At 60.5% G+C, this 17499-nt stretch carries 14 protein-coding genes; 1 reads left to right on the top strand and 13 read right to left on the bottom strand.

Annotated elements, in window-relative coordinates:
* Positions 1–14: 14 nt before the first annotated feature.
* On the bottom strand, positions 15–560 hold the full coding sequence (locus G485_RS0107810; RefSeq protein ID WP_027092105.1) for a helix-turn-helix domain-containing protein: 546 nt from the start codon (positions 558–560) through the stop codon (positions 15–17).
* 233 nt (positions 561–793) lie between these two features.
* Between G485_RS0107810 and G485_RS0107805 the strand changes: the two genes are divergently transcribed.
* The gene (locus G485_RS0107805; protein WP_027092104.1) at positions 794–1771 is read left to right on the top strand and encodes an aldo/keto reductase; all 978 of its coding nucleotides are present in this window, start codon (positions 794–796) and stop codon (positions 1769–1771) included.
* 80 nt (positions 1772–1851) lie between these two features.
* On the opposite strand, the gene cls is transcribed toward G485_RS0107805, so the two are convergent.
* The 12 genes from cls to G485_RS0107745 all read right to left on the bottom strand — a co-directional run bounded on the left by cls (position 1852) and on the right by G485_RS0107745 (position 17479).
* Positions 1852–3306, bottom strand: a complete 1455-nt coding sequence (cls, locus tag G485_RS0107800; protein WP_027092103.1) for a cardiolipin synthase — start codon at positions 3304–3306, stop codon at positions 1852–1854.
* A gap of 24 nt (positions 3307–3330) precedes the next feature.
* Positions 3331–4743 carry an MFS transporter gene (locus G485_RS0107795; protein WP_240489095.1) on the bottom strand — a complete coding sequence of 471 codons (1413 nt, stop codon included), beginning with the start codon at positions 4741–4743 and terminating at the stop codon, positions 3331–3333.
* A gap of 13 nt (positions 4744–4756) precedes the next feature.
* On the bottom strand, positions 4757–5242 hold the full coding sequence (locus tag G485_RS0107790; RefSeq protein WP_027092101.1) for a nitroreductase family protein: 486 nt from the start codon (positions 5240–5242) through the stop codon (positions 4757–4759).
* Between the two features lie 22 nt (positions 5243–5264).
* Positions 5265–5612: a hypothetical protein gene (locus tag G485_RS25560; protein ID WP_051318097.1), complete on the bottom strand. Its 348-nt coding sequence runs from the start codon at positions 5610–5612 to the stop codon at positions 5265–5267.
* A 382-nt stretch (positions 5613–5994) separates the two neighbouring features.
* On the bottom strand, positions 5995–7386 hold the full coding sequence (locus G485_RS0107780) for an MDR family MFS transporter (protein ID WP_027092100.1): 1392 nt from the start codon (positions 7384–7386) through the stop codon (positions 5995–5997).
* Between the two features lie 95 nt (positions 7387–7481).
* Entirely contained in the window at positions 7482–8279 is a 798-nt protein-coding gene (locus tag G485_RS0107775) for a Nif3-like dinuclear metal center hexameric protein (protein WP_027092099.1), read from the bottom strand.
* A 23-nt stretch (positions 8280–8302) separates the two neighbouring features.
* Positions 8303–9925, bottom strand: coding sequence for a response regulator transcription factor (locus G485_RS0107770; RefSeq protein ID WP_027092098.1), 1623 nt, complete (start codon positions 9923–9925; stop codon positions 8303–8305).
* Between the two features lie 99 nt (positions 9926–10024).
* The gene (locus tag G485_RS0107765) at positions 10025–11356 is read right to left on the bottom strand and encodes an ABC transporter substrate-binding protein (RefSeq protein ID WP_027092097.1); all 1332 of its coding nucleotides are present in this window, start codon (positions 11354–11356) and stop codon (positions 10025–10027) included.
* Between the two features lie 104 nt (positions 11357–11460).
* A complete protein-coding gene (locus G485_RS0107760) occupies positions 11461–13218 on the bottom strand; it encodes a sensor histidine kinase (RefSeq protein ID WP_027092096.1) in 1758 nt (585 codons plus the stop codon).
* Between the two features lie 104 nt (positions 13219–13322).
* Positions 13323–14165, bottom strand: coding sequence for a carbohydrate ABC transporter permease (locus G485_RS0107755; RefSeq protein ID WP_027092095.1), 843 nt, complete (start codon positions 14163–14165; stop codon positions 13323–13325).
* Complete coding sequence (locus tag G485_RS0107750; RefSeq protein WP_027092094.1) at positions 14162–15121, bottom strand: carbohydrate ABC transporter permease; 960 nt, start codon at positions 15119–15121, stop codon at positions 14162–14164. Before G485_RS0107750 ends, G485_RS0107755 begins: the two co-directional genes overlap by 4 nt.
* A 282-nt stretch (positions 15122–15403) precedes the next feature.
* Positions 15404–17479, bottom strand: coding sequence for an alpha-glucuronidase family glycosyl hydrolase (locus G485_RS0107745; RefSeq protein ID WP_027092093.1), 2076 nt, complete (start codon positions 17477–17479; stop codon positions 15404–15406).
* Between the last annotated feature and the right edge of the window lie 20 nt (positions 17480–17499).

Genomic DNA, 17499 nt, shown 5'->3' with positions numbered 1-17499 from the left:
AGTTGATGTACTGCCTAAGTGAAGATGGCCGGAGTCAGCACGCTGATCATGCGCGCCGGCTTGTCCGACGGGTTGTACCAGTGATGCGGCAGATGAGAAGGAAAATGAATGCTGTCCCCCTCCTTCAGCTCGTATTCCTGGCCGTCGACGACCATCGTCATCGTCCCGCTCAGCAGGTAGTAGAACTCTTCTCCCGGATGCGAGTACGTTCCGTTCTGGTCGTCGCCCGGATTGAGGGTGACCAGAATCGGCTCCAGAAGCCGTCCCGGGAATTCGCTCCCCAGTCTGGCGTAGCTGTTGCTCGACGTCTCGATCGTGAACGTCTTCCGTTCGTCCGCCTTGACAAGGAAATTGTTGTTGTGCGGGGATTCGAAAAACTTCGAGATCGGCACGCCCAGCGCTTCCGCGATCTTCTGCAGCGACGTAATCGCAAGCGAGGATTCGCCTCGTTCCACCTGCGAGAGGAAGCTGATGGACAGGCCCGTCTTCTCGGACAAATCTTTCAGTGTCAAGTTACGCTGCGTTCGCAGGGATCGGATTTTCTCGTAAACGTGATCCATACAACGCCCCTTTCTTCCCTATCGATTCGACAAATTTTGATGACACTATAATGAATTTCGGTATAAATAAACAATCTCCTGCATAATCCGATAAAAAAATTTTACTTTTGCTTCATTTTTCGCGCATAAATTTTACATATACCGTAATAGTTCGATTAGGAGGAGGGGGGGCGACAGCGGCGGACGAGATGGTATAATGGCTGAATAGAGAAACGGAGGGATTGGCGATGACGATGATTTACCGGCCTTTGGGCCGCAGCGGACTGAAGGTGTCCGCCCTCGGGCTCGGCACGAACGCGTTCGGGAAGCGGGCCGACCGCGAGACGTCGATCCGGATCGTTCACCGGGCGATCGACTGCGGCATTAATTTTATCGACACGGCCAACATTTACGCGGGAACTGCGTCGGAGTCGATTATCGGGGAGGCGCTCGCGGACAGGCGGCACGAAGTCGTGCTGGCGACCAAAGCGGGGCTTGTGTTCGGCGCGGGGCCGAACGATCGGGGATCTTCGCGGCATCATCTGATGCAGCAGCTCGACGCGAGCCTGAAGCGGCTGCGGACGGATTACGTGGACCTGTACCAGATCCACACGTTCGATCCGTCGACGCCGCTGGAGGAGACGCTCCGGGCGCTGGACGACATGGTCCGGGCCGGCAAGGTGCGGTATATCGGCGCATCGAACTACGCGGCGTGGGAGCTGATGAAGGCGATCGGCCTGAGCGAACGGCTCGGCTTGAACCGCTTCGTCTCGACGCAGGTCAGCTACTCGCTGGCCGATCGCGTGCCGGAGCGGGAGCTCGTGCCGATGTCGCTGGATCAGGGCGTCGGCATCATCCCGTATTTTCCGCTCGCGGGCGGCATTCTGACGGGCAAGTACGCGTCTGCGGGCGCCGCGCCGGAAGGCTCCCGCGTGCGAACGGACCCGAGCTTCGCGCGGTTTCTGAGCGAGGACCGGATCGAGCTCGGCCGGCAGGTCGGCCGGATCGCGGAAGAGGCGGGCTGCACGCCGGGCGTGCTGTCGATCGCCTGGCTGATGCGCCGGCCCGCCGTCGCGACGGTCATCGTCGGCGCGACGCGAGTGGAGCAGTTGGACGAGAATCTGGAAGCCGTCGCGCTCGATCCGGGGGACGCCGTGTGGCGGGAGCTCGACCGGCTGAGCGCCCCTTACCGCTACGGCGAGCCGTTCGCGACTTACCGGCTGCCGGAGTAAATGTGCGGAGATGCGCCTTCGGCGTCTTCGGACGACGAAGGAGCTTCGCGGAGATCGTTCGGACGGCGCCTGCCGTTGCGTTACAAGATCGGAGACAGCAGGCGGGTGACCGATTCGCGGAACTTGTGGCTCGTCGGCCTTTTTAAATAGGCTTCGTAGGTCCATTCGACGCTGTTCTCCATATCCTTGCGGAAAATGTCCTGCAGTTGGCGCGCAACGCCTTGATCGTACAAAATGGCGTTCACCTCGAAGTTGAGCTTGAAGCTGCGGATGTCGAAGTTGGCGGTTCCGACGGTGGCCGCCTCCCCGTCGACGATCAGCGTCTTGGCGTGGAGGAAGCCGTTCTGGTACAGGTAGCACTTCACGCCGAGCGGAAGCAGGTCGCCGAGATACGAATGCGTCGCCCAGTACACCATTTGATGGTCCGGAATGCCGGGAATGATGATTCTCACGTCCACGCCGGACAAGGCGGCCATCTGCAAGGCGTTCAGCAGGCTCTCGTCGGGAATGAAGTACGGCGTCTCGATCCAGACGCTTTCTTTGGCATGGTGGATCATCTTGATATAGGCGTTGCGGATTTGCTCCAGCGTCTGGTCGGGTCCGCTGGCGACGATTTGGACTCCGACGGTCCCTGCGTCTGCTACCGGCGGAAAGAACTTCTCGCTCTCGCCCAAATCTTCCTTGGCGGCCAAATTCCAATCCATCAGGAACCGCGCCTGCATTTGCCTGACCGACGAGCCGGTGAGCCTCAGATGGGTGTCCCGCCAGTAGCCGAAGCGTTTGTCCAGCCCCATATATTCGTCTCCGACGTTGATGCCGCCGATATACCCGATTTTGCCGTCGACGATCGCCAGCTTGCGATGATTGCGGTAATTGACACGGAAGTTCAGGTAAGGAATTTTGGAGGGGAAAAAGGCCGCCGCCTGTCCCCCCGCCCGGATGAGCGGCGCGAAGAAGCCGGAGGGAAGACGGTAGCTGCCGATCGGGTCGTACAGGAAGCGCACTTCGACGCCTTCCTCGGCTTTGCGCGTCAAGCATTCCAGCAGCTTCCGCCCGATGCCGTCGTTGTTCACGATATAGTAGACGAGGTGAATATGCTCCTTCGCCTGCTCGAGATCCTTGAACAGCGCTTCGAATTTGGAAGGACCGTCGATAAACAGCTCGGCGGAGTTGTCCTGGCTGTAGAACGCCATGGCACTCGACAAGTTCATATAAATGAGGTCTTCGTAGGCGGCTGCGGCAGGGTCGTTGTAGGCGAGCCGGTAATTTTTGAACTCCTCCCGCTGGCGCTTGATCAGTTCGGCAATCCGTTCCTCGCTCTCTTTGCGGACCTTGTAAATTTTGAACCGGCTCAAATTTTGGCCGAAGATCAAATACAGCACGAATCCGACGATCGGCAGGAACAGCAAAACCATCAGCCATGCCCATGTCGCGCCGACGTTCCGCCGCTCCAGGAAAATGACGCTGATCGCCAGCACGACGTTGATGGCGATGATGACCGTATTGAAATTTTGCGAAAACGACGAGTAAGACATCCGGTTAACCTCGCATCGTTATTGTTAAAGCTTAAGGCGCCTTAAGGAGACGGCCAGCGCCAGCAGGCAAACCGCCATGCCCGAGACGAACACGATTCGCAAAGCGCTCATCATCGCCTGCGGATCGGTTGTCGCCGCCCCGCCGCCGAAATGCTGCAGTCCGGTCGCGTAAATCGAGACGGACACGGACGTTCCGAGCACCATGCCGACGTTGCGGGCCAGCGCGTTCAAGCCGCCGGCGGAGCCCAGCTTCGGAGCGGGCACGGCGCCCATGACGCTCGCATTGTTCGGCGATTGGAACAAGCCGCTCCCCAGGCCGAACAGCGCGAGATACAACGCGAGCACGAGCAAATGCTCGGCGGCGCCGAGCGTCGTCAGGCAGAGAAATCCCCCGAGCATAACGACGAGGCCGGCTGTCGTCAGCAGCTTGGAGCCGATCCGGTCGGACAGGAAGCCGGACAGCGGCGCTACGACCGCCATCGTGAGCGGATAGACCATCATCATGTAGCCGGTGTTTTCCGCGGACAGGCCCAGCACGTTCTCCATGTAGAAAGGCATCATGACCGTCGTAAAAAAGTTCGCCGCAAACACGAGCATGGCGGTCACGTTCCCCACCGCGAACGCTTTGATCCGATACAGGCCGAAATCCAGCATCGGATAGCGGGTTCTTCTCTCCCATACGTAGAAAACGGCGAGAACGGCAAGCGAGCCTGCGCCGCCGGCCGCGACGGCAACGGACGACCAGCCCCAATCCTGGGCGTTCGACAACGTGTACAGAAAGGCGGTCATCCCGACGATGAACAAGCCCGAGCCGGCATAATCGAACGGCTCCCGGCGCGAAGCCGTGTCCTTCGGCAAGAAAACAAGGCCGGCCAGGAACGCGACAACGCCGATCGGGACGTTGATCCAGAAGATAGTCGGCCAGCCGAACCGTTCGACGAGGATGCCGCCGATGCCCGGCCCCGTCAGCGAGCCGAGCGACACGACCGTGCCGATGATGCCGAGCGCCCGCCCGCGGCCGCCCTTGGAGAATGTCTGCGCCACGATGGCCTGGCTGTTGGACATGAGGCAGGCGGCTCCGAGCGCCTGCGCGATTCGGGACGCGATAAGCAGGCCAAGCGAATGGGACATGGCGCACAATGCGGATCCGAACGCAAACAGCAGGAAGCCGAATTGATAGACGCGCGTTCGGCCCCATAGATCCGACAGCTTGCCCATGATCGGGAGCGTGGCGCATATCGTGAGCAGATAAGCGGTAAGCACCCATTGAATGAGATGAACCGGAGCGGCCAGTTCCCGGGACATCGTCGGCAGCGCCACGTTGGCGATGCTGCTGTCGAGCGTGGACATGAAGGTGCCGAGCGAGACGTTTGCGAGGACGATCCAACGATTGGGCGCCGGCCGCCGCAGGCCGGCCGGCTGCGCGTTCCCGTTCAAGCGCTGCTCCTCCTTACGCCAAATCCGTAATTTTCAGCGCGATTGGCGTCCGCTCTTTGGGCTGCGGAATTTCGGCCGGATATCCGACGCCGAAGATGCCGACGACGTCGTCGCCTTCGGGGACGCCGAGAATTTCCCGGCTGCGCGGGGATGCCGCGAGCGAGGACCAGAAGGCGCCCGCTCCCGCGTCGTGGGCGGCGAGCAGGAAGTTCTGGGCGAAGCAGGCCGACGCCATCAGGTGTTCCTCGCGATCGATCGGCGTCGGCGCGCCTTTGGAAGTGATCAATACGACGACCGGAGCGCCTCCGAAGTCGGTCTTATGGTTCAGCTTCGCCCTCGTCTCGGGCCCGACGAACCGGATCTCCCACGGCTCGGTCATCCGATGGTTGGGCGCGAAGCTGGCCGCTTCCAGCCAAGAGACGATCGTCTCCCTGGCAATAGGATCTGCCTTGAACAGCTTGATATTGCGGCGGGTTTGAATCGCTTCGATCGTATTCATGTTAATGAGATCTCCTTCTTATTTAAGTATTTGAGTCGCTCGATTTGTGAGGATCGTCCGAACCTGGGCTCTGCTCTTGTTCTTCCCGAAGCTCGAACGTATGAATGAACGCCTGAATGACGTTGTCGATCGCCTTCAGTTCTCCGCTGATGACCGGTTGAATGGATTGGAACTCGGGCTCGTTCAGCTGCTTCGCAAGCGTGGAGCGCATCACCTGCAGCCGCTCGAGAAAGGCGATCGCCCTGCCCCTGCGAAACGTCTGAGCGCTATGAACGCCCGAACCCGCTCCTGCCCGGCCGTCGGATCCCGGCTCGCCCCCGCCGCGTCGCCCGCGCCCTCCATGGCCTCCATGTCTGCGGTCTCCGTTCATCCTGCCCATTCACCTCCCTTTCGCGACGTCGCCGTTTGTATACCTTTTCCTCTCGTATACAAATGTATACGCGATTGCTGAAATCGTCAAGCGCGCAGAAGCGCCCCAGGCAGCGTCCTGTTTTCTAGACCGATGCAGCCTTTCGCAGCCCTTTTGTGGGCTCCCCCACTGCTCAGCAAACGGATCCGTTCTTTTGGTCTTCCCCGTTTTTGGGCAAGGCCGTTTGATGCTTGAAAAAGGGCTTTTCTTGTCTCAGGAGCGCAGCGCGTGAGGTTGCGGATGGGAGGAGGTGCGGAAGGATGGTTGGAGCTGCAGGCGTAAAAAAAGCGTCCTGCCCCGCCGGGGGGAGGAACGCCTGTGTGAATTGCGGATCGGGCGGGACTTAGGAAGCCTGCTGCGCCATGACTTTGCGGTGTGAGGGCAGGAACAGCACCGCGAGCAGATGAGCCGCCGCGATGGCGATCATGAGCAAGAAGATGACGTGCATGCCCCGGACGAGCTGGGCCGGGACGTTCTGATCGGCGACGTAATAATTGTAGATCGTGCCGAACACGGCGACGCCGACGGTTTGCCCGAGCGAACGCAGCAGGGAGTTGGCTGCGGTGGCTACGCCGCGTTGCTCCCATCCGACCGCGGATTGGACCATAACGGTCGTCGGCGTCGAGACGAGGCCCATGCCGAAGCCGATCATGCTCAAAATGAACACCCAGTACCAATAAGGCGATTGCAATTCGAGGGCGGTCAGCCAGGCGGCGCCCGCGGTCACGATGACCGCTCCCGCGACGACGCTCGCTTTGACGCCGAGTTTGTACATCAACCGGCCGGCCAGGTTGGAAGCGATCGGCCAGAAGATCGACATCGGCATGACCGTAAGGCCCGAGCTTGTCGCGGAATGGCCGAGCACGGATTGAATCCAGATCGGGGCGTAGATCGTTACGCCCGATGTGATGCTGAACGCCAGGAAGCCGCTCAAATTGGAAATGTTCATGACCCGATTGCGGAAAAGGCTCAGCGGCATCATCGGCTCCTTCGCTTGGCTCTCGATCCGAAGGAACAGAACGAGGAACAAGGCCGCGGCTGCGAACAACCCGAGAATGACGGGCGAATCCCAGGCGTACTTCTCCCCGCCGCTCAGAAGTGCGTACATCAGCGCGGAGACGGCCACCGTAAATGTAACCGCGCCCCAGTAGTCGATCTTCTTCGCTTGTCTGTCGAACTTCTCCTTCAAGAAGCCCATGACGAGAACGAACGCGACGATGCCGAGCGGCAGGTTGATGAAAAAAATCCAGCGCCACGACACCTGATCGACGAAATAACCCCCGACGAGCGGGCCCAGCAGTCCGGCGACCGACCAGACCGAAGCGAATACCCCCATCATTTTGCCGCGCTTCTCGCCGGTGAACAAATCGCCGACGATCGTGAAGCAGACGGGATTGAGAGCGCCCGCTCCGATGCCTTGCAGCGCGCGGAACCAGATGAGCGCGGTCATCGATTGCGCCATGCCGCACAGCGCAGAACCGATGACGAACATGGCGACGCCGATCGCAAACACGGCTTTCCGGCCGAACAGATCGGTCAGTTTGCCGAAGATCGGCGTCGTCACGCAGGTGGTCAGCGTATAAGTCGTAAACACCCAGCTGATGAGATGCCCGCCTTGCAGGTCGCCGATCATGTTCGGAACCGCGGTGCTTACAACGGTTACGTCCAACGCCCCGATGAAGAGCGCCACCAACAGCCCGACCACAACCCACTTCAGATTCGTTTGTTTTGCCACGTGACTGGAGCCCCTTTTCGATGAATGACTTTTTAAACACAAATGTTTACTATCTCATTATCAAGCGGGCTCCATTTGTTGTCAATTGCTAATCTTCAAATCCATTGAAATAAAGGCTCGTCGCGCAGATAGCGTACCGGAACCTCCGGACAAGCCGCTTGCAGCCGTTCGGCCAAAAAGGCCATGCCCGGCTCTTCGCTCGCGGCATGGCCCAGCAAAATCAGCGCCTTGCTTCTCCCTTGGCGCACGGCGTCGCGAACGTATTCCGGCGTCTCCCATTCGGGCCCTTCGCCCGCGACGACCAAATCGAGCCGCTCCTGCTCCAGCAGCGGAATCGCGGTGTCCCCGCCGCCGCGGTACCCGACGAGCAAGCCGACGCGGCGGCAAGGCATTGCCAGGTCGCCGACGACGCGCAGCATCGGAACGCCAAGCCGGCGCTTCAGCCGGGCCGCCGCTTCGCCGACCGTCGTGGGAGGAAGCGTCAGGATCGACGCCGCCATCTGGTGACTTTCCACAAATTCCGTCCAGCCCAGCTTCTCGATCAGACCGTATGCAATGCCGTCGGGCCGGCGGCGGTGCCAGCCGTCGTGACACCGGTAGACGGCGATGCCCGATCGTTCGATCAGACGCTGCTTCGCCATGCAGACTTCGTCGTTATTCAACCGTTCCGCAGCGTCCCGATGGCTGTAAAAGACGCCTTCATGCGCGATGAGCAAATTCGCGCCGCAAGCGATCGCCTTCTCGATCGTCGCGTGCGACGGCATGAACGCAACCGCGATGCCGGCGACCGGCGTACTCGGATCGCCCGACAGGAGCCCGTCCACCGTATGTTCCGGCTTACCGCCGGTTAATTCCTCTAACCGCTCGAGCGCCATCCGTATCGTAATCGACATGTCTTCGGCTCCTCCGTTATGCCCTACTTTGCAAGCTCCGTCGGGTTCATGCCTGTAAACTTCTTGAACAAGGTGCTGAAATACGGCACGTTCTTGTAACCGACGCTCTCCGCCACCTCGTAGACAAGCATTCGCCGTTCCATCAACAACTCCTTCGCCTTCTCCATGCGCACGCGGGTCAAATACGTGTTGAACGATTCGCCCGTCGTATTTTTGAAAATGTTGGACAAATAATTGCGCGAAATGTACACTTTGTCCGCCAGATCGGCGAGCGTAATCTCTTCGCGGTAATTCTCGTGAATGTACTGGATCATAAAATCGACCGCCTGCCGATGCTTGCTGTTGCCCTTCCACTGCCGGCTGTTGCAAATGAACGACACCTTACCCTTGAGCCACTCCGCCAGCTGCTCGGGCTGCGCGATGGCGCTTCGCTCTTGGCGCAGACGCTCGTCGGGGAACATCTCGTCCAGCACCATCCCGACTTCGTACAGGCTGTAGGCGAAAATCGTCCAAAGCTCTCTCGCCAGCATCTGCAAATAGGCGGGCGTCGCCTCGTTCGCCTCCTTCAATTGCCCGACGAAGGCGTCGATCAGCTCGTTCGCCTGCTGCTCGTGGCTAAGCTTGAGCGCAGCGGCCAGCTCCTGGTAGAACTTGACCGGGCGAATCGGCGCCGTCCCCGAAGCCGCGTCGGCATCCTTCCCTCCGTTCGAGTACAGGGCGTAACCGGCCGCGAGCGGCCGGCTTTTCCGGTCAATCGCGTGGAACGCTTCCTCGGTGGAATCGGAGATCTCCCTCCAGTCCGACTTGATGCCGCCGACGCCGAGAAACAAGGTCAGCTTCAGGTAGCTGCGGACCGCATCGATCAGCTTCATGCCGAGCTCGGCCACGCGCGCTTCGATCGCGCTCGGGTCGGTCTCCCGTTCGGCGTGTAGGACGAGCGCCGAGCGCGTTCCGTACAATTCCGTATGCTCGAACGTCTCGAAGGCGGCTCCGGCGAGCTCGGTCGCGATATTGCGGACCGCAAAGCGGAACAAGTGGAGGTCCGGCAGCGACAGCCCGCTGAACCGGGCGTCTCTCGCAATGTCGACGGCGAGCACGAGATGGCTGCCGCGCGCCCAGTGCCGATATGGAGCGGGAATCGCGCCGCTGCGCAAATACGACTCCGTCAGCGTGCCGGAGACGGCGGATTTGATCCACTCCTGTTCGACGAAAGGGGCGTAGAGCGACAGCTTGCGGTGAAGATCTTCCTGCTCCATCCGCTTCTCCTCGTCTTCGGAGAGATCGGCGACGATTTGGCCGAGCACCGAATGCAAGGTCGGCAGGCTTACCGGCTTCGACAAGTAATCGCAGACGTTCAGCCGAAGCGCCTTGCGCGCGTATTCGAAGTCCGAATACCCGCTAAGGATGACGATCTTGCCGTCGAACTGCTCGTCCCGCAGCCGCTCGATCATGTCGAGCCCGTTCATGACGGGCATATAAATATCCGTAATGACGATGTCCGGCCGCTCGCGCCGGATCATTCGCAAGCCGTCTTCGCCGTTCATCGCTTCGCCGACCCATTCGGCGTTGAGCCGGTCCCACGGAATCGCCTTCCTCATCCCCTGGAGCACCTGCTGGTCGTCGTCGATAATGGCGATTTTCCACATCGTGTCTCCCTCCTCCGACGCTGAGCCCCGGCTTGCCGTACGAGCGCGACAAGGCCCGGAACGCAAGGCTGCGCTCCGGGCTTCCCGCCGGGTCATCCGTTAATTTTCGTATTCCTGAGCCGTGCTCTTCAACTCGTCAAACGCTTGCTCCGGCGTAATCTTCTTGAAGCTCAACTTGTCGCGGACGAGAATCCAGTCCTTGTCGACCCAGTTCGACCAGCCGCTCGCGCCCGGCGTCCATTGCTGCGCGTCGGCGACGGAGGCGTTGAACAGGTCGATGCCGATCTGGTCGGCCTTGCTGAAGCTGGACATGAGCTCCGCGGCGACTTTGTTGTTCACCGGATTGCCGCGCGTCGTGCCGAGAATTTTGACCGCGTCGGGGCTGTTCGTGAACCAGTCGAGGAACTTCTTCGCCTCTTCCGCGTTTTTGGACGACGAGGAAACTCCGAAGAACAGGGACGGCTTCACCCAACCGCCCGCTTCCACGTCGCGGGGCATCGTGACCATCGCGTAATTGTCCGGCTTCAAGCTGTCATAGGAAGCCGACTGGTTGGAGAACGCGAGGCGGAAAAGCACCGTGCCCTTGACCATCAGGTCGGCCGTCGGATCCATCTCCTTGTCCGACGCATTGACGTCGGCCGGCGGCACGACGCCTTCCTCGCGCAGCTTCTGGAACTTGTTCGTCCAGTCCAGGAACGTATCCTTATCGATGTTGAATTTGCCGTCTTCGGTGACGAGCAGGCCTTTGCCTTTCGCGTATTGGTACGCGCTGTACGCGAAATAGTCGCCCGCATAGTCTTTGGTGAAGTATTGGCCTTTGGCCATCTTCGGCTTCGCCGCTTCCGCGAGCGCAAAGAAGTCGTCCCAGGTCCAGCCGTTCTTCGGAGCGGCGAGGCCGAGCTTCTCCAGCGCCGCCTTGTCGTAAATCATGCCGTACGCCGCCGAACCGAGCGGAATGGCGTATTGCGTTCCTTCGTATTTCCCGGCGTCCACCAATTTTTGATCCACTTGCGACAGATCGACGCCCGAGGACAGATCCGCCAATTGGCCGCGCGACGCCCAGTCCGCTACCCAGCTCGGGTCGATCTGGAAGATGTCGGGCGCGTTTTTCGCCGCCGCTTGGGTGGACAGCTTGTCCAGGTACCCGTCCATGCCGGAATATTCGGGCTCGAACGTCACGTTCGGATTGTTTTTCGTATACAGTTCCAATGCGTCGAGCGTCGCTTGATGGCGCTGCTGCGAGCCCCACCACATAATGCGCAGCTTCACTTTCTCGCCCGAAGACGACCCGCTCGATGCGGACGCATCGGCACTGCCGGACGGGCTGGCGGCGCTGTTCCCGCCCCCTCCGTTGCCTCCGCCGCAAGCGGCAAGCGCGACGGTCAGGACAAGCGCGGCGGACGCGCCGGCAAAGCGCTTCCAAGATTTCATCCTGTCTTCATCTCCCCTGTAGTTGTCTATCGTAGCTTACGTCGTTTATCGTACCAATTCGCCCGGGGCGAATGTAGAAGAGAGATGCACAATTTGTTTTAATATTATCCGAACTCTCCCCGTTCCGCGGAAAAACCCGGCCTCTCCAGAAGAACGGGCAGCACGATCTCCGCTCTCGCGCCTCCTTCCGGGCGGTTGGACAGCGCGACGCCGTAAAGCTCGCCGAAGTACGCCTTGATCCGCTCTTTGACGTTGCGGACGCCGTAGCCTCCGGTCTTGCGCTTGCGCTCCAGGTCGAGGCCGGCGCGCAACCCGGCGCCGTCGTCCTCAACGACTATGCGGAGCCTCGTCTCCTCGCGGCGAATCCGGATCGAGACGTTGCCCCTGTCGCGCATGTGAAGCCCGTGGATGACGGCGTTCTCGACGAACGGCTGCAAAATCATTTTCGGCATATAAAGCCGGAGAACGTCCTCCGGCGCGTCGACTTCGAACGTCAGCCCGTCCCCCCGGCGAAGCTGCTGGATTTCCAAATAACAGCCGATATGCTCGATTTCTTCGGCGACCGTGATGAAGCTTTCTCCGTTCGAAAGGCTGATGCGGAACATCCGGCCCATCAGCTCCAGAATCCGGCTCATCTCCGGCTGCTCCGCCGCGATCGCCATCCAGTTCAATTGATCGAGCGTATTGTACAGAAAATGCGGGTTTATATTGGCCTGCAGCGCTTCGATCTCCGCCCGGCGCTGCTGCTCATGCCGCCGTTCGAGCGAGCGGTAAAGCTCGTCGATTCGCTCCATTTGCTTGCGGTAGCCGGAGAACAAATAGCCGAATTCGTTGCGGTAATCGTCCGGCAGCTCCACCGGACTTCCGACCGAATAGCGGTTCATCTCCCGGACGAGCCGCTTGATCGGCTTCGACAGCTGCCGGCCGAGCCAGAGCGTCAGCAGCAGCGCGAGCAGAATGGCGCCGACGCCGATCAGGCCGACGAATTGCGCCAGCCGGAGGCTGCCCGCCGTTATTTGCTTCCACGGCGTTATCTCCACCATCGTCCAATCCGAATTGTCGCTTCTGGAATAGACGAGGAGCGAGCCCGAACCGCCCGATTCCCGGCCGACGCGAAGGACGCCCGAACCGTCCCCGAGCTTGGCGCTCCATGCGGCCCATTGCTCGTCGGAAGGCACGCGCCCGATCGCCAGCATCGGCTTGCCGTCCGCGCCCAGCATCATCCGGTTCGCTTCCCCCGAGGAGCCGGCGAGCATATTTTCCAGCGTCTCGGCTTTCGCGTGAATGACCAGGTAACCGAGATGGCGATTGTTGTACTCGATCGACCGGACGAAGCTGATCACCTTGACGTCGCCCCGAAAGGCGTGGATCACATGCGTCTGGGTCCAGGCCGAATCGCTCAGCTTCATCGCTTCGTACCAGATTTGCGACGGGGCTTCCGACAAGTCGCGAAATTGAATATAGCTCTGCGGATCGCCTACGAACGGCCGTTTCATATACAGGTCGATCCCCTGGATGAGCGGAATCGAGTAGGTCAGGTTCGCCAGCGATTGCTGGACGTCCTTGAAATTTTGCAGCCGCGTGAATTCGTCTTCCTCGCCGTGGCCGGCCAGAAAACCGACAAGGGTGTTGTCCCTTGAAGTCGACAACGAGATTTGCTCGATCGTGACGAGACGCGCGGCAATTTCCTGATTCAGTTGGTCAAGAAGCTTCTGCTGGTTGATCGATGTCGTCTCGGCCAGCTCCTTGGACGAGAGCGCGTAGCTCGTCCAGACCGTGCAGCCGAGCACGGCGACGATCAAAATCGCGAAGCTGCCGAAAAACAAATAGTCGATCCTATATTTTTTGAAAGGATTGCTCATGCGGCAGCCTTCTTCCCTCCGGACGACAAAAAAGCAACGATCGCTCGTCGCTTTTTTTTCGCCTGCTTGTCCGCGCTTTCGCGCGTCGGTTCGTCCGTGTTATTTTACCCTTTCAACCCTGTCGTTGCAACGCCTTCGACCAGCTGCTTCTGCGCGAAGGCGAAGACAATGGTGGCCGGCACGATGGAGACGAGCGACATGGCGAGCACCTGTCCCCACTGCATGCCCGACTGCGAGTCATTGATCATTTTGAGCGCGAGCCCGACCGTGTACTTGTCTACCGAGTTAATGTACAGCAGATGGCCGAGGAAGTCGTCCCAGTTCCACAGGAAGCAGAAAATCATCACCGTCACGATCGCCGGCTTCGTCAGCGGCATGACGATCCGCAGGTAGATGCCCAGCCAGCTGCAGCCGTCGATTTTGGCCGATTCGTCGAGCTCCCGCGGAACGCCGCGGATAAACTGGACGAGCAGGAAGACGAAGAACGTTCCGCCCGCTCCCGTCGCCAGCAGATGCGGCACGAAGAACGGCAAGTACGTATTGACCCAGCCGAATTGGTGGAACATCGCGTACTGCGGGATGATGAGCACCTGCCCCGGCAGCATCAGCGTCAGCATGAGCAGGGAGAACCAGAAGTTTTTGAGCGGAAAATCGAGCCGGGCGAAGCCGAACGCGACGAGCGTGCTGGAGAACAGCGTCGTCAGAAGCACGCCGATCTCCAGACCGAACGTATTCAGGTAAAAGTCGGTAAACGAATGTCCCGGAATCGAATGCCAGCCGTCCTTGAAGTTGCTCCATTGCGGAACCGACGGGAACAGGCCGGGCGAACTCAGCTCTTCGTTCGTTTTGAGCGAAGCGCCGATCCACCAGACGACCGGATAAATCATCAGCAAGCTGAACAGAATCATGAAAACGTGCCGGACGATGCCTTTCGATCTGAGCGTCATTTGCGCTTCCCCCTTCCCGACTCCGTCTCGTAGAACACCCAGTACTTGGATGTCATGGCGATGACGCCGGCGAATACGACGATGATCGCGAGCATGATCCACGCCAGCGAAGACGCGTAGCCGAGCTGGTAGCGGCTAAACGCCCGCTCGTACAAGTACACCGCGTACACGAAGGTGGAATTCATCGGGCCGCCGTTCGTGATGACGTAGGCGGACGTAAACATCTGGAACGCGTTGATGATGCCCATAATCAGATTGAAGTAGATCGTCGGGGACAGCATCGGCAGCGTAATCTTGAAAAACTGAACGAACCGGTTCGCCCCGTCGACGCCGGAAGCTTCGTACAAGTCCTTCGGAATTTGCTTCAGGCCGGCCAGGAAAATGACCATCGACGAGCCGAATTGCCAGACAGTCAGCAAAATAAGCGTCCAGAGCGCCGTCTTCGGATTGCTGATCCAGCCGGTGCCTTCGATGCCCAGCAGCGAGAGGAAGCCGTTGAAAATCCCGTCGACGCCGAAAATGTTGCGCCACAGCATCGATACGGCGATGCTTCCGCCGACGAGCGACGGGAAGTAGATGGCGACGCGATACGCGGAGATGCCGCGAACCGCCTTGTTGAGCACGATCGCGACGAGCAGCGCGGCGATCAGCTTCAGCGGCACCGAGCCCAGCACGTACAGGAACGTAACTTTGATCGATTGGACGAACTTGTCGTCGGCCGTGAAGATGCGGTGGTAGTTGCGGAAGCCGACCCACTTGATGTCTTTCATCAGCGTATAGTCGGTAAAGGAGTAGTACAGGGACAGCAGCATCGGATAAAGCGTCAGCAGAAAAAATCCGATGAGCCACGGGGAAATGAACAAATACCCGGCGACCGGGGATTCCCAGCGGCTCAGGAAGCGGTTCCGCTTTTTCGAGCCGGTCTGGGGCGTCGGCGCAGCTGCGGTGCGGCTCATGATCTCACCTCGTGTCGTTCTTCTAGTCGTAATCGTAACTCTAGTATAGAAGCGGCGCCGAGGCGGCAGTAGAAGAGAGATCCACAAATTCTTTTAAAATGCTACGAAAATGAGGCCGGCGCCGCCTGAGCTGCGGCGAGCTGCCTAGCGTATTGGGCGGCGGTGATGTGAGGAACCTGGTTACTCTCTTGCGGCGATCGGAGCTGCCCGCTCCGCAAAAAAAGCCCCCGCAGCCGCCTGAAGCGGTTGCGGGGACGCTGGCTTCGCGCCTGGTCCGGCGCTTTAGTAAATTTTCCTCCCGTGAGCGTCGGGAATGCCGCTTTTGCGCCAGAAATACGTGTTGATGACGTCGCGCCATTCCTTCGCGTGCTCGGCTTGCTCCTGAAGCCGCGCCTTGACCTGCGCGAAGCGGCCGTCGTCGACGAGCCCCTTCAGCGTCTCCCACCGGGCGACCAGCGCTTCCGCGCGCTCAGCGCCTTCGAAGCGGGAATCGTAGATGTGCTGGATGACCGTCTTGCCGGACTTCAGCACGTGCGTATAAGGAACGTGGTGGAAAAACAGCAGCAGCTCGTCCGGCGTATCCGCGAGCGATTCGTAACGTTCCGCGTTCGGCCCTTTGTACTGCCGCGCGTAGCCCGTTCCGGTCCGGGACGTGCGGTCGACGCCGATGCCGCGGCAATCGGCGAAATGGTACGTCCCCCACATCGAATATTCGTATCCGTCGACGTCCGGGCCGTAGTGGTGGTTCGGCTTGACCATCCAGCCGACGCCCAGCGGCGCGGTGTACGACTCGTAAATGCTCCAGGAGTCGAGCAGCATCCCGCATACGGTGCGGACGACGCGCCCGTCGCTGCCGAACGTCAGCAGCGTCCATTCCTGCGCGATCTCCGCGGCCGACAGCTCCGGATTCCACGCGAGGCGGCCGAAGCCGTACAGATTGGCCTGCGCGAGCGTATGCCCGGTCCAGTTCGCATCGTCGCCGATATTGGAGACGGCCGCGAACCCGCCGTGGCGGCTGCCGAACAGCGAGCCGTCGACGACGCGCTTCACGGTCGATCCCTCGCCCTTGGCGTAGGTGTCGAAGTCGAGCGCTTCCTTCCACTGCGGGACGAGGTAGCACAAATGGCGCTGCTGGCCCGTATACTCCTGCGTCGCCTGAAACTCGATCACCATATTCGTCTTCTCCATCGCGCCGAACAAGGGAGACACCGGCTCGCGCACCTGGAAGTCCATCGGCCCGTTCTTGACCTGCAGAATGACATTGTCCGCAAACCGGCCGTCCAGCGGCGTGAAATGATCGTAAGCGGCCCTGGCGCGGTCCGTCGTCCGATCCCGCCAGTCCTGCCGGCAGTTGTAAACGAAGCAGCGCCAGACGACGAGACCGCCGAACGGCCGCAGCGCCTCGGCCAGCATGTTCGCGCCGTCGGCGTGATCGCGCCCGTACGTGAACGGACCCGGGCGGAATTCCGAGTCGGCCTTCACGAGATAGCCGCCGAAATCGGGCACGTAGCTGTACACCTCCTCCGTCTTCCGCCGCCACCAAGCCCGAACCGACTCGTCGAGCGGATCGGCCGTCGCCAGACCGCCGATCTCGATCGGCGCCGCGAAGTTGATGCTGAGGAACAGCCGGATGCCGTAGTCGCGGAACGTGTCCGCGAGCTTGGCGATTTGCGGCAGATAGCGTTCCGTCACGAACATCGTCTCATAGCGGTGAACGTTGACATTGTTGATCGACAGCGCGTTGATGCCGACCGAAGCGAGCAGCCTGGCGTAATCGCGAACGCGCGACAGGTCTTCGACGATCTCGTTGTCCTTGTAGAAAATCGACCGGCCCGCATACCCGCGCTCGATGCTGCCGTCGGCGTTGTCCCAATGGTTGATCATGCGCAGCTCGTTGGCCGGGTTTTCAAACACGTCCAGATCATCCAGCCGCGCTCCGGTCCGGAGCAGCCGCAGCAGATGGAACGCGCCGTACAGCACGCCTTTGCCGGTTGTGCCGGCGACGACGAGCGTGCGCCCGTCCGCGGCCGCCCGAAGGCGGAACCCTTCCTCGCCGACCGCCGCCATCTCCGCCGCCTGGAACGGCTGCGCCGCTTCCGGGCTCCCCCCGAACGTGCCCAGCACAATGCGGCGCGCGCCGCCTATCTCGTCCGCTTGCGCGGAACGCCCGCCGAGCATGGCCGCCAAACCTTCCTCCAGCTCCTTGGCGGCATTCCGCACGAGCGGGTCGCGTTCCTCGGCGACGACCGCGCCTCCCCAATCCGCGACATACGAGCGGCGCGCTTCGTCTGCGATCGGCTCTCGCCCAAGCCACGCGTCGTAACCGGGTTCCCTTTTTACGTATGCATAATCAGCCATGCCGATTCTCCTCCCGTTGT

Origin of the sequence: Cohnella thermotolerans DSM 17683 (assembly GCF_000429825.1) — a bacterium.
Taxonomy (GTDB): domain Bacteria; phylum Bacillota; class Bacilli; order Paenibacillales; family Paenibacillaceae; genus Cohnella; species Cohnella thermotolerans.
This window is presented reverse-complemented; position numbering and strand designations above follow the sequence as displayed.